This window comes from Actinoplanes sp. NPDC049802, assembly GCF_040656595.1.
Classification (GTDB): domain Bacteria; phylum Actinomycetota; class Actinomycetes; order Mycobacteriales; family Micromonosporaceae; genus Actinoplanes.
The window spans coordinates 1-12,278 of the sequence record NZ_JBFAMR010000070.1 but is presented as its reverse complement, the minus strand read 5'-3'; the positions used below and the strand labels follow the sequence as shown (position 1 = coordinate 12,278).

Sequence of the window (12,278 nt, the reverse complement as noted above, 5' to 3'; positions counted from 1 at the left end):
AGGAATCCCTCCGGCACGCCTGCGAGGTTAGCTGTCGGATTCGGGCGCGAAGGTTGCCCGGCCGCACGCTGGCGGCTTCACCCCAAGGTCCTCATGTCCCGGTCGCCGCAGTGCGGCGTGCCGGTCGAGGACCGCTCGTGGTTCCCCCGTCCCTGCCCCCGATTGCCTCATGACTCGTCATGCGGGTTGTGCCGACGGACCGGGGCAGGGCTCGGCGTGGTCCAGGTCGGCACGACCGGCGAGCCTGTGCCCGCCGCCCCTCCTTGATAGCCCAGTCGGCGCCGATCCCGGCTCCCGGAGATGATTACACTCAGTGATTGGCGTGCCGAGACGTGTCCGATTTGGAAGACCGGTGCGAGGTTTGTCGACACGGGCTGCTCATACATGATGGACCCAGGGTGGTTTTGATCTGTGAAAGGGAACACTCGATCTCGTACGTGGTAGCTGTGGGTGGCCCCGGCATTGTTCCCCGGTTTGTCGCGCCCGAGGCGACTGCCGGTCGGTTGATCGTGGCCGACCGTCCGACGCTCGTCGCCCGAACCGACGGCTATCCCTGAATTTGGGGGTCACCGGGTGGGCGCCCGGATGGTGTCCGTTGCGGCGACGACCGCACCGGAAGGCGGGCCCTGCAGCGATGCAACCGAGCCGCAACCACCAGACCTTTCAACCGGCCGTGCCGTCGAGCGATGAGGCAGACCCGATCAACCGCATCGTCCGACGATGGAGTCGGCACTAATCAGGGCGGCCATCGGCGTTCGAGAATCTGCGAGGAGGCAAGATGTGAACAACATCTTCGTCCTGTCTGCCCTGGGCGCGGACACCTCGCCCAGCGGCGGGCGTGCCGGGAGGCTGATCACCGCGCTCGTGGCGCTGGCCCTGGCCGGGGGCTTGAGTCTCGCTGCCGCGCCCGCGCACGCGGCAGCCCCGTCGGCGCAGCAGCAGGCGATCGCGGGCGGCTACACCGTTTCGCCGGCCGCCGGCAGCGGCTTCATCCGAGCGGCGCTCGGCGCCGATGCCACCACCGCGGCCTTCCAGGACCGTCTGGACCGCGCTTTGCAGCACATGCTGGACACCGTGCTCGGCCCCGGCCGTTCGACGGTCACCACCAACGTCGAACTCGACCTCGACCAGGTCGTGACCTCCCGCACCACCTACCAGCAGGATCCGTCCGCCGGTGCCCTGTCCGAACGGATCAGCGAGCGCTCCTACATCGGCGACAACGGCGGCACCCGGTACGACAGCAGCAGCGCGTCGCGCGTCAACGCCCTCGACGAACTGCACGAGACCCGCCGTGAAGCCCCCGGCGACATCATCAGACTGAGCGTCGCCGTCCTCGTCGATGAAGCCGCCGCGGCGAACCTCGACCTGGCTCAGGTCCGTGAACTCGTCGCCGTAGCCGCCGGTGTTGGTGCCGGCCGCGGCGACCGGGTGACGGTCGCCGCCATGCCCATGCGCACCGCTACAGCCACTCCCACCGACAACGCCGTCGCGCAGCCCGGCACCGCATCCCCTGCCGCGCTACGGACGGCACTCATCGCCGCGGTTCTGATCCTGTTGACCTGTGCCGCGCTGCTGGCCGTCGGCAAGCAACGGCGCCGGGCCGCGGCGGCCTCGGCGGCAGCCGACCGGCGAGAGCTGCTCCGGGCCCAACTGCACGTCCAGCGCACTCCGGTCCCGGCTGCGGCAATCGCTACTGCCTTCGACGAGGACAGGCGACAGCAACGGGCGGTCGGGTCGGTCGACCCGGCGCAGGCCGCGCAGCAGCTGCGAGAATGGATCGGCCCCGGCCGGTAGGAACGGGCGGCCGACTCAGGACTTCACGAGGCGGGCGATCGCCGCGCTCGCCTCCTTGATCTTCGCGTCCACGTCGCCCTCCGCCGCGGCGTGGACCACGCAGTGCTTCAGGTGGTCCTCGAGCAGGCCGACGGCTACCGCGTGCAAGGCGCTCTTGGCGGCCGAGATCTGGGTCAGGATGTCGATGCAGTAGGTGTCCTCGTCGACCATCCGCTGCAATCCGCGGATCTGCCCCTCGACCCGCTTCAGCCGGGCCATCAGCGCCTGTTTCTCCGCCGAATACCCGTGCGGCCCGGCCGGTTTCGCCTCACTCATTCCGTGCAAGATACCCGGCACCGGTATCAGCCTGTCTCGGCTGCGGACCCGTCCCGGCAGTCGCCGCGCCCGCTGGAGTGACCCGGCGGCCACCGAGCCGTCGATGTCGTAGCCTGGCCCGGTGACCGGACCGTGCCAGCCGACAGCCCCGTGGCTGCTGCGCTGGCTGCTGATCGTGGTCACCCTTGCCGGTGTCGGGCTCGTGCAAAGCACACACTGCGCCGACGGACCGATCGGCGCGCACTACGTGGGACACGCGCCTGCCGCCGAACACCATCACGACGTTTCGGATCACGGCGTGGCGGCGATCGGGCAGCACGTCCCGGAAGGCCGGACGGCAGACACTACAGCCGGGCACTGCGAGGTCAGCGCTCCCGTCGCCGAACCCGCCGTGCGAGCCGGCACCGTCGCGCTTCCGGCGCTGACCGCCTGTGCCGACAACAGCGCAGCCGGCACGACGATGCCACCAATGGCGTCCCGGGCACCTGCTGTCGCCCTGACCCAACTCGGTGTAAGCCGCATATAGGACACCGCGCACGCATACGCATCCCGATATCGCCGGATGCGTGCTCGTGCCTGCCCGGCGGCCCGGCATACGTGGCCGTCACGCCCCCGCCCGGCGGTGGTGTCCACCTGTTCCCTGCGCGGAAAGCCGAACCCTCGTGAACCTTCACGCCCTCCCCGCTGCCCTGCTCACCCATCAGCGCCAGCGCCAGTCCCAGCGGCATCGCTCGAGCGGCGGCCGCCACCTGCCGGACGCGGGGGCGCTGCCGTGACCGAGACCCTGCCGCCGCTGCGCACCACCCACCTGTTCGACGCCGCCGGGGGACGGTGGTGCTTCGACCTGTGGGACGGGACCGGCCGGCCGGTCGTCTTCATCCCCGCGGTGCTGTTCGACCGGACCTGCTGGTGGCCGACCGCGGCCGACCTGCGCCCGTACGCCACCGTCGTCGCCGTCGACCTGCCCGGGCACGGCGGTTCGCCCGGCCGGGACCGTTACGAACCCGACGATCTCGTCGACGATCTGGCCATGCTCATCGACAGCCTGCAACTGCGGCGCGCCCCGGTGATCGTCGGGCACGGCGCGTCAGCGACGCTGGCGGCCCTGTTCGCGGCACGCTACGCCACTCGCGCCGTGGTAGCCGTCGACCCGATCCCCGCCACGGGCCTGTGCGCCGACGTCGACACCTATCTGCGCGGCCTGCGGCTCACCGAGATCCCCGGGCAATATCGCGGCCTCGTGCGAACCTCGCATGACCCGCGCCTTTTGGCCGCCTATGCGACCGGTCTGCGGCACCGGCGCCCGGCGACCGCCACGATCGGCGTCACCCCTACCCGGCTCGCCGTGTACAGCCGGCCACCGTCCGAGCCCGAGACGGATCCGCAAGCCGCCGACACGTGGCGACAGGAGGTCTACGACGTTCCGGGCAGATTCGCCTCCCTCGCCGCAGGCCGCAGGTTCATCACCGACCTGCGGGCACTGCTGTGACGCGGCACTGGGGGCATGTCGAGCTGGTCGCCCGCGCGCAGCGCCGCTGATCGGCGGAAATGAGGACGTCCCTTGGCGGGAGAGCGGACGGCGTGCCCTCCCGCCAAGGCCGTACTGACGCCTTCGGTCAGCGCACCAGCTGATAGCCGGCTGCGGCGACGGCCGCAGCCACGCTGTCATCGTCGAGCGTCTCGGCGCTGGTCACCGTGACCGTGCCGGTGGCGACGTCGACGCTGACGTCACGCACGCCGGGAACATCGGTGAGTTGCTTACTGACCCGGCCGGCGCAGCCGCCGCAGGTCATCCCGGCGACCTGATACACCGTTCGGGTGCCGTCCGGCGTCGTCGCCGGCTCGGTGACCGGGGTCGTGGTGGCGCAGGCGCAGGCGGTGTCGCTGCCGCACATCGGCTTCTCCTTGCTGTCGTATGACCGGTTACTGAGCTGGGGGAGCAGGTCACGCCCGCACGAGGCGGGCGATGGCGTCGGAGGCTTCCTTCAGCTTCGCGTCGGCGTCCGGCCCGCCGTCGCGGGCCGCGTCGACGACGCAGTGCGCGAGGTGGTCGTCGAGCAGCCCGAGCGCCACGGTCTGCAGTGCCTTGGTCGCCGCGGACACCTGCGTGAGGATGTCGATGCAGTACGTCTCGTCGTCGACCATGCGCTGCAGGCCACGGATCTGGCCCTCGATCCGGCGCAGCCGCTTCAGGTAGTCGTCCTTGTCCGTGATGTAGCCGTGAGCCATGACCCAGCTCCCTCCAACCGTCGCTACCGTACCCCCCTAGGGTATCTCGGTAAAGCGGCACGTCCAACGCTGTGACGCGGAAGTCAATCGACGCACCCCCTTGACCACCTATACCCCCGGGGGGTAACAATGACGCCGTAAAGCAGATACCCCCCGGGGGTACCAAGGAGGTTCGGTCGTGTCCCGCAATCCGCGCCGGTGGTGGGCCCTCGCGCTCATCGCCCTCGCCCAATTCATGGTCATCATGGACACCTCGATCATCGGTGTCGCCCTGCCGAAGATGCAGAACGACCTCGGCTTCACCCCGAGTAATCTGTCCTGGGTCTTCAACGCCTACGTCGTCGCCTTCGGTGGCCTGCTGCTGCTCGGCGGCCGCCTGTCCGACCTGTACGGCGCCCGCCGCATCTTCGCCACCGGCTGGGCCGTCCTGCTCGCCGGGTCCGCTGCCGCCGGGCTGGCCGGCACCGTCGAACTCGAGCTCGCCGCCCGCGCCGTCCAGGGCGCCGGTTCCGCCCTGATCGCCCCGTCCGCGCTAACCCTGCTGATGATGCTTTTCGGTAACCGGCCTGCCGAGCTCACCAAGGCCCTCGCCCTGTACGGGGCGGCAGCACCGGCAGGCGGCACCGCAGGGGTGTTCCTCGGCGGCGTCATCACCGAGTACGTCGCCTGGCCGTGGGTGTTCTACCTCAACATCCCGATCGCCGTGCTCGCTCTGATCGCCACCCCGGCGCTCATGCCCGCGGGCGGCAACCGCCCCGGCAGCCTCGACCTGGCTGGCGCCCTCACCGTCACCGGCGGCCTGGCCGCCGCCGTCTACGCCATCGTCCGCGCCCCCGAGGCCGGCTGGAACACCGCCTTGACCTGGCTCACCCTCGCCGGTTCTGCCGTCCTGCTCGCCGCGTTCCTGCTCATCCAGGCCCGCCGCCGGCAGCCGCTGATGCGGCTGGGCATCTTCACCAGCCGCAACCTGACGGCGGCGAACCTCGCCCAGCTGCTGCTCGGCGCGGCGTGGATCCCGATGTGGTTCTTCCTCAACCTCTACCTGCAGCAGGTCCTCGGCTTCAGCGCGTTCCCCAGCGGCGCCGCGCTGCTGCCGATGACCGTTCTCATCATGGTCGGCATGATCGTCCTCGCCCCGCGCGTCATCGGACGATTCGGCACGAAGACCACCCTGGTCGCGGGACTCGCGGTGCTGGCCGCCGGTCTGGGCTGGCTCGCACTGATCCGCCCGACCGGCAACTACCTGACCGACGTGCTGCCCGCCTCCCTCGTCGCGGCCCTCGGCATGGCCCTGGCCTTCATCCCATCGCTGGGCACCGCCCTGTCCAGCGCACGCCCCGAGGAAGGCGGTCTCGCCTCCGGCATCGTCAACACCAGCTACCAGATCGGCTCCGCCCTCGGCCTGGCCGCCATGACCGCCCTCGCCGCAGCCAACGGCGCAGACGCCCTCGGCGACCCAGCCGCCCTCACCGACGGCTACTCGGCAGCCCTGCTCGGCGCCGCCGGCATCGCCCTTGCGGCCGCCGTCCTCGCCGCGATCACCCTCACCGGCCGCGACGGCAAGCCCGCCGCCACGCAACCCGAGAACACGCCGGCCACCCGATGACCACCGGGTGCTGTCCCAGCGCTCCGCCGGAGCCCTTCCGGCTCCGGCGGAGCACAGGGCAGACCCCGCCCCCACTCGCTCACCCGCAACGAAAAGAAACGATCGAGATGCCCACACTCCTGAACGACACCAACGCTCACCCTGCCCACGCCACCGCCTCCAGCAGCAGAGCACGACGCGCCGCGCGCGCCGGACTTTGGGCACTACCGGCCTACGGGCTCCTGCTCGGCCTGAGCACCTGGACCCACCAGCCGCCGATAGACGACTTCGACGCCTACGCCCGCTACATCACCACCGACGTCTTCCTGATCAGCCACCTCGGCGCCAGCATCTTCGGCGCAGCCCTGGCCGTCCTCGGCGCCGTCGCGGTCACCGCGTTCCTCGCCCACGGCCGCGCCGCCCGTACCGCCGTCGCCGGACTGGTGCTGACCACGATCACCAACGTGTTCCTGGCCTCAACCTTCGGCAGCGCCACGTTCGTCCAGCCGGGAATCGGCCGCGCTCACCTTGCCGGGACGCCGGGCATGCCGGCCCTTAACGCCGACACCGCCTACGGCCCGGCGTTCTTCGTCGTCGCCCTGATCGCCACGTCCTTCCTGATCGTGTCCGCGATCGTGCTCGGCACGGCGATCGCCCGCACCGACCGGCGTTTGCGCTGGCATGGCATCGCCTACGCCGTCCTGCTCCCGGCCTTCGCGATCACCGGCTTCGCCCTGCAGTCCGCCCAGCCGTGGACCGGCTTCGCCCTCGCCGCCGCCACCGCCCCGCTGGCTGTACGGCTGCCCCGGCTCAGCCGGTGACTCACCCCGGGCACAACTATCGGCCGGTCCGAGTTGATCCCCACGCCGAGTCGTCGGCGAGGACTCGGTCCGACGCCAAGGCATGCATACTGCGGTCGTCCGCTCCCGCCGGCCCTGACCCGCCCTGCCCCCACCCGTTCCTGGGTGCGGGCACAGGTCAGGGCAGGTGCGACGGTTCCAGATCACATGTTCGCCGGTCAGCAGCCATCGACGGGCGTGGAGAGTAGACCCCTACGCGCCGATGGCGGTCGGCATTACCGTTTCTGTTCAAGAGGGCGGACGACGGCGGCCGAGGTCGAGCGGAGCTGGTCGCGAAACTGTGTGTTTTCGGTGGCGAGCACGTTAACGATGCGGGTGAGCATGCCGTTCTCGCTCTCCAGGTTTGTGATGCGCTCGGTTGCTTCGGCCAGTCGGCGTTTGATCGTTTCGAGGTCGTCGCGGAGCCGGCGCTCACTGTCGGGAACCTGACCTTGCGCACGGACTTGGGCGTAGAACAGGTCTTTGAGGTCGGTGTGGCGATGCGTCAGTACGTGCCTCTTGACGTCGGCTTCTTGGGCAAGGGCGACGATCGTCAGTGCGCCGGTGGAGCGTAGAGGTGTACCGGCCAGCAGTCTGGCGGCTGCGGCCTTGATGGCATCGCGTTCGTCTACGTGTTCGCTGGTCATGAGGGTGTCCTGCCGGTGGTCCGGTTGTTGCGGTGGTGCTGGGCTCGGTCGGTGAGTGCTGCGGCTTCGCTGCGCAGGCGGTCGGCCAATGGGGTCGGCGTGGCTGCGGAATCGGCCTGGGCGTGTAGTTGAGCGGCGTGCTGGAGCATCCGGGCGGCGTGCTGGTCAGTGCGGGCGATGTTGGCGCAGCGCGGCTGGCATCGGTCTAGGCTCGGGGTGTCGTTCTTGACGCGGCCGGGGTGGCACAGCGCCTTGTCCCGGTCGTAGTTGCAGAGCAGGAAGGCCTCCTGGTTCTCGAAGACGGTCAGCCCGGGATCGTCGAGCAGGGCCCGGGCTTGGCGGTGGGTGGCGATGATGCCGCCGAAGCGGTGGTGTGCATGGTTTGTTGCATCGATGAGCCGCCGGGCGGCCGGCCCAGAGATTCCTTCGTTGTTGTCGATGGCCTCGTTCAGATCGCTGAGGCGTCCGGCGATGTCGCGGGCGGTCTCGATGTCGATCAGCTTGTGGATGCCGTCGCGGGAGCGGCTGTAGTAGCCCTCGCTGACGATGGTGCGCAGGTGCCCGTACTGGACGGCCAGCGCGACCAGGCCGCCGGGGCGGCGGGCGATGTGCCAGGCCAGTGTGCGACGGAACCGGGAGATCCCGATGGCGCCGTCCGGGTCCGGCGGGATCATCTCGGCGGGGCGGCCCGCCGCCTTCGCACAGTCGTTGACCCAGCTGATGAGAAGCTCGATGCGGTGGGCGACGGTCTTGTGGGTCAGCGATCTTTCCGGGCCGTGGTCCCGCTGCAGAACGGGAGAATCGAGTCGGAACAGCAGATCGCGCTCACCGACGATGCGCTCCATGACCCTGATGGCGCGGACCACCGCAGGGATGGCAACCCATGGGGTGTCGCGGTCCAGCCCGGCAGAGAGATGGACGCCGTCATCGTCTCGCGCGTTCTTGAACACCTTGCCATTGATCAAAAACCGCTGCGGGCCGGCCTCGGCTGAGACGCCCTCCGGTTGCGGACAGCAGCCTGACCGCAGTGCGAGAACTTCGGCTGGACGCATACCGGTCAGGTAGGCGATAACCACGAAACACGCGGTGACCAGATGCCGGTGCAGAGCGTCGATGGAGTAGAAGTCGAACCCCCGCTGCCACGGGGTTCCGGCGATCGTGGCGGTGACCGGGGTGCTCAGTCGGCACGGTCCCGGGTTCGCCGCAGCGGCTGCGGTCCAGCGTGGGCGTTGCAGCACTATCAGGGCCTGGCTGATCCGGGTGCTCGTGACGGCGGCGAGGAACAGCGAAGGCAGCGTCCGCTCGCGTCCGCCGTTGCGGCTCCGCGACGGCATTGGCTGCCCGCGGTGCAGCAGATCCTCCAGGTATGCCTCGATCTTCGGGAATGCCTCGGTATTCACAGGGCCGGTTCGGGTCCTGGCATGGGTGGCGGTGCGCAGCTGCTGCGCTTCGGTGAAGGCGGTGAGGATGTCGTCTGCGAAATCCTCGACGAACCGCAGCGCCCAGATCAGCAGCGGCCCCATGGTGTCCGGGCTGACGGCGTCGGTGTTGTTCTCGCCGCCAGCGCCACCGGCCGGCAGGTAGTCGTCGACGCCGTCGGTCAGCCAGGGCGGCGCGGTGAGGTGGTGCTCGGAGGGCAGGTGCCGGTCGCCGTAGTAGTGGAGCCTGGCCAGTGCCACCAGCGTGCCCTTGACGGTGTCGCGAGCCAGCCCGCGCTGCACGAGTGGGCGTACGTAGTCGGCCATGTCGGCGGCGGTCACGTCGGGCAGGGCGGTGATGCTGCGATCGGCGGCCCAGATCGCGAAGTTTCGCCAGGCGACGATGGTGTGGTATGCCAGCGCGATGCTGGGTTTGGTCACCATGCGATTGCCGTGCTCGGCAACGAGGGCTTCTGGCAGCGCGTGACGGAACATGATCCAGGCCGCGGCGCGCAGACTCTCCCGGAACCCCGGTGGCACGCGTTCCCACAGGATCTTGTGGTTCGCCGCTGACGGGTTCTCGGACATGGGCATGATCGGCCACTGCGCGTCGCCGAAGCGGGGGATCAGGTGGCGTCGCTCCGGCGGGACGCTGCCAGGATCGATCACCGGAGTGTCCGAATGAGGTACGGGACTGAAGTCCCGGTGCGGCGAGGCGCTCATGCCGGCGATCCCTTCGTCAGCAGGCTCTCGATCATCTGCCGGTCCTCATCCGTGGCCGCCGCGAGGGCGTCGTCCCACTCGGTCACAGTGAAATCAGGGGCACGCCGGATGCCGCCCAGGCGCTGATGATGCTGGTCCCAGTCGTGCAGCCACTGGTCGGCTGGAAGCACCGCCCGTAGATCGCTCAGCGCTCGGTGCAGCAGCGCCAGCCGGGGCAGATGCCGGGGTGTGATCACGGCATTGGGGCAGGCGAAGCAGAGCAGGAACGAGGCCCGGCATCCGGTGCCGTGCTCGCTGAACGGGCTGTGGTGGTAGTCGGCGCAGCTGGCCGTTGCGGTGTCGTCGGCGGCATCCGTCTCAGCGCGCGACAGCGTTGCGCGAAAGTGCGCGCGGGCGAACTCGACCGCGTCGTTGACGCCTGCCTCGATCACGGCTTGAGCCTGCTGTTTAGTTTGCGGATCGGGAAGCACGTAGACGCGGTCGTGGGTGTCTCGGCTGTGCTGGATCAGCTCCGGCTGGTTGGCCAGGACGAAGGTCTTGCGCAGCCTCCGCAGGTTCACCTCGATGCCGCCTTGGCCGAACGGCACTCGCCGGTGGCCGCCGCGAGGGGTGTTGGTCAGGTCGTCGAGAGTGACCGCGTATTCGATGTTCACCGGAGCCGCCGAGGTGTCCCGGGTGTGCCAGACGAGCAGTCTGCTGCTCGGGGTGCCGGCCAGCGCGAGTGCCGCCCGGCCGGGGGCGGTCGCCTCGATCGCCTCGCTGATCAACCGGCCCGGCGACGACGCTCCCCAGTCGGTGAGGTTGCGGCTCTCGTAGCGATGCTGGACATGGCGCCGCGGCTTGTGCAGCTCGACGCGATACACCACGGCGTTCTCATCTTCTCCGGAGACGATCTGCGGAACGTCGAGTTCGGCGATCGAGCTGGCATTCCAGCCGTAGGTGCACACCATCAGCATCAGCAGCGCCCGCGCCTCGCGCGGCGTCAGGAACAGCCGGGCCCACGTGACGTCGGCCCGCGAACCACCCAGCACGATCGTGTCGCGATACCGGATCCGCTGCTCCCCGCCGATCGCGGTGTAGGTCGGCGGTCGGCCTGTCCGGGCGATGTGATCGAGCAGCCGGCCGAGGTGCCACTGTTCGCCCGGCTCGTTGAATTCCCCGGCCCGCCACCGGCGCAGATGCTCGGCGTTGGCCCGGATCCGCAGCAGCGCCGCGCGGAACGTCTGCGTCGTGTGCACCTTGATCGCATCGAACTCCTGCGCGGTGTAGGCGGTCTCCCGCACCGTCTCCTTAGGCAGCCGCCGCATGATCAGATCCCTGGTGGCCTGCGGCAGACGCGGATGCCCACGCAGAAACCCCGCGGTGAACTTCAGCAGTCCGCTTTGGCGCTCGCCCGTGGCCAGCCGCCACGCCGCCCAGATCGCCGGCGTGATGGCGGGCAGATCCTGCGGTTGCGGGCGTTGCTCGGACAAGAACTGAGCGAACAAGCGCAGCATCTCGAACGCCCATCCGCTGGTGGCCACCGACCGCCAGGTGCCGCCCGGCCCGACGAACTGCGCGAACTGCTCCGCCAGGCCGCGGGCCAGCGGCTGGTGCACCGGCAGAACCGCGAAGTCGTAGGCAGCGCGGCGGCCTTTCTCATCCAGGTGCGTGACCACCAGCCCGGCCTGCTCCAACACCCGCGGCCGGTGCGGCCGTACGTCGTCTGGACGTGCCGCCGGTCGTCCCCTGCTCATGCCGGAACCTGCGCGTCCAGTACCCGCCCGGACAGCCGCGCCAACTGGGCCAGGACCTCGGTGCTGTCATCGCCCGCAGCCTCCTCGAGCAGCAAGGATCTGACCTGTAGATCGGCCACGGGAGCGGCGTAAATCGTTCGTGTGGTCTCCTCGCTGGCGTGCCCCAGCAAATCCCGGACCAGCCCCCAGACATCGCCGTAGAGCTCACGCATCGCCCGACGTTCCTCCGGGCTCAACCCGAACCGCCGGTCCAGAGCATGTTGCAACACCACCAGCATGTGCAGGGCAAAGCTGTGCCTGGCCATATGCGGCGTGAACCACGGCGGCTGCGCCACCCGGCCGGTCAGCACCGTCTGGCAGCGCTGTGAAGCGGCACGATAGACCGCCTCCCACGAGTGCGGCTGGAATGGAGTTCCGTCCTCGGCCAGCCACAACCACAACGGCTCCAACCCGTCCTCTCCCCGGACGAACAGCCGCGCACGCTCCTCAACGCCGACCATGTCCAGGTCGCGCCGCATCGCTGTGCCATCCGAGTCCGTCCAGTGCAACGTCGTCTCACGCCATCCGGACCGGCGCGTCACCACCCGCAGGCCCGGCGTGGCCTCGTAGCGGCCGGCGGCCTGGGCACGGCGGACCGCAGCCCGCCGTGTCGTACCGATGTAGGCCGTAACGGCGCCGAGGGCCTCAGCCGAGGCGTAGAAGGTTCGCGGCTTGCGGGACTTGGTAACCTGCCGGCCCAACCGGCCGCAGCCATAACGATGCGTCGCCGAGCCCAGCGCCGGAACCTCGATCGTCAGCAGCGAGGCACCCTCACTACGGCGCAGACCGGAAGTGAACAGCAAGTCGGAGTAGGCCGCGTTGCGATCATCGTTGCGGCCGCGCCAGGACCGATCACGCCTAACGACTTGGTGCGCGATTGATGCCTGATCAGGCTCGTCTGGGCGGTTCTGGTGGTAGTTGTTTACCGCTCAGCGGCGCGGTCGGACACCAGT

At 69.5% G+C, this 12,278-nt stretch carries 12 protein-coding genes and 1 riboswitch; of the genes, 5 read left to right on the top strand and 7 right to left on the bottom strand.

Annotated elements, in window-relative coordinates; all coding sequences use genetic code 11:
* Nucleotide 1: 1 nt before the first annotated feature.
* Nucleotides 2-190: riboswitch (cyclic di-AMP (ydaO/yuaA leader) on the bottom strand.
* A 590-nt stretch (nt 191-780) separates the two neighbouring features.
* Nucleotides 781-1,794, top strand: a complete 1,014-nt coding sequence (locus AB0I88_RS32825) for a flagellar M-ring protein FliF C-terminal domain-containing protein (RefSeq protein WP_361033617.1) — start codon at nt 781-783, stop codon at nt 1,792-1,794.
* Nucleotides 1,795-1,809: 15 nt separating this feature from the next.
* Here AB0I88_RS32825 and AB0I88_RS32820 read toward each other — a convergent pair whose 3' ends face one another.
* Nucleotides 1,810-2,109 (bottom strand): metal-sensitive transcriptional regulator, encoded by a 300-nt coding sequence (locus AB0I88_RS32820; RefSeq protein ID WP_106330541.1) that lies wholly within the window; start codon nt 2,107-2,109, stop codon nt 1,810-1,812.
* A 121-nt stretch (nt 2,110-2,230) separates the two neighbouring features.
* On the opposite strand from AB0I88_RS32820, the gene AB0I88_RS32815 reads away from it, so the two are divergent.
* Together AB0I88_RS32815 and AB0I88_RS32810 are read left to right on the top strand one after the other, a co-directional pair.
* On the top strand, nt 2,231-2,635 hold the full coding sequence (locus AB0I88_RS32815) for a hypothetical protein (RefSeq protein ID WP_361033613.1): 405 nt from the start codon (nt 2,231-2,233) through the stop codon (nt 2,633-2,635).
* 246 nt (nt 2,636-2,881) lie between these two features.
* Complete coding sequence (locus tag AB0I88_RS32810) at nt 2,882-3,598, top strand: alpha/beta hydrolase (RefSeq protein ID WP_361033610.1); 717 nt, start codon at nt 2,882-2,884, stop codon at nt 3,596-3,598.
* Between the two features lie 127 nt (nt 3,599-3,725).
* Here the strand turns inward: AB0I88_RS32810 and AB0I88_RS32805 are convergent, their stop codons facing one another.
* Nucleotides 3,726-4,004, bottom strand: a complete 279-nt coding sequence (locus tag AB0I88_RS32805; protein WP_361033607.1) for a heavy-metal-associated domain-containing protein — start codon at nt 4,002-4,004, stop codon at nt 3,726-3,728.
* A gap of 49 nt (nt 4,005-4,053) precedes the next feature.
* Nucleotides 4,054-4,338 carry a metal-sensitive transcriptional regulator gene (locus AB0I88_RS32800; protein WP_203684610.1) on the bottom strand — a complete coding sequence of 95 codons (285 nt, stop codon included), beginning with the start codon at nt 4,336-4,338 and terminating at the stop codon, nt 4,054-4,056.
* Between the two features lie 178 nt (nt 4,339-4,516).
* Here AB0I88_RS32800 and AB0I88_RS32795 point away from each other — a divergent pair, with 178 nt between their 5' ends.
* The gene (locus tag AB0I88_RS32795) at nt 4,517-5,944 is read left to right on the top strand and encodes an MFS transporter (RefSeq protein ID WP_361033603.1); all 1,428 of its coding nucleotides are present in this window, start codon (nt 4,517-4,519) and stop codon (nt 5,942-5,944) included.
* 107 nt (nt 5,945-6,051) lie between these two features.
* A complete protein-coding gene (locus AB0I88_RS32790; protein ID WP_361033600.1) occupies nt 6,052-6,744 on the top strand; it encodes a hypothetical protein in 693 nt (230 codons plus the stop codon).
* A gap of 254 nt (nt 6,745-6,998) precedes the next feature.
* Here AB0I88_RS32790 and AB0I88_RS32785 read toward each other — a convergent pair whose 3' ends face one another.
* From AB0I88_RS32785 to AB0I88_RS32770, 4 genes are all read right to left on the bottom strand, one after another.
* Nucleotides 6,999-7,409 carry a hypothetical protein gene (locus AB0I88_RS32785; protein WP_361033597.1) on the bottom strand — a complete coding sequence of 137 codons (411 nt, stop codon included), beginning with the start codon at nt 7,407-7,409 and terminating at the stop codon, nt 6,999-7,001.
* Nucleotides 7,406-9,322 (bottom strand): hypothetical protein, encoded by a 1,917-nt coding sequence (locus AB0I88_RS32780; RefSeq protein WP_361033594.1) that lies wholly within the window; start codon nt 9,320-9,322, stop codon nt 7,406-7,408. The genes AB0I88_RS32785 and AB0I88_RS32780 overlap by 4 nt, the downstream gene beginning before the upstream one ends.
* Nucleotides 9,323-9,546: 224 nt before the next feature.
* On the bottom strand, nt 9,547-11,286 hold the full coding sequence (locus AB0I88_RS32775) for a hypothetical protein (protein ID WP_361033591.1): 1,740 nt from the start codon (nt 11,284-11,286) through the stop codon (nt 9,547-9,549).
* Complete coding sequence (locus tag AB0I88_RS32770; protein ID WP_361033588.1) at nt 11,283-12,128, bottom strand: hypothetical protein; 846 nt, start codon at nt 12,126-12,128, stop codon at nt 11,283-11,285. The genes AB0I88_RS32775 and AB0I88_RS32770 overlap by 4 nt, the downstream gene beginning before the upstream one ends.
* Between the last annotated feature and the right edge of the window lie 150 nt (nt 12,129-12,278).

What these genes read in the sequence shown, in the direction of transcription:
- AB0I88_RS32820 (WP_106330541.1), bottom strand. Translation starts at nt 2,109, where the DNA reads ATGAGTGAGGCGAAACCGGCCGGGCCGCACGGGTATTCGGCGGAGAAA.
- AB0I88_RS32805 (WP_361033607.1), bottom strand. Translation starts at nt 4,004, where the DNA reads ATGTGCGGCAGCGACACCGCCTGCGCCTGCGCCACCACGACCCCGGTC.
- AB0I88_RS32800 (WP_203684610.1), bottom strand. Translation starts at nt 4,338, where the DNA reads ATGGCTCACGGCTACATCACGGACAAGGACGACTACCTGAAGCGGCTG.
- AB0I88_RS32790 (WP_361033600.1), top strand. Translation starts at nt 6,052, where the DNA reads ATGCCCACACTCCTGAACGACACCAACGCTCACCCTGCCCACGCCACC.
- AB0I88_RS32785 (WP_361033597.1), bottom strand. Translation starts at nt 7,409, where the DNA reads ATGACCAGCGAACACGTAGACGAACGCGATGCCATCAAGGCCGCAGCC.
- AB0I88_RS32780 (WP_361033594.1), bottom strand. Translation starts at nt 9,322, where the DNA reads ATGTTCCGTCACGCGCTGCCAGAAGCCCTCGTTGCCGAGCACGGCAAT.
- AB0I88_RS32775 (WP_361033591.1), bottom strand. Translation starts at nt 11,286, where the DNA reads ATGAGCAGGGGACGACCGGCGGCACGTCCAGACGACGTACGGCCGCAC.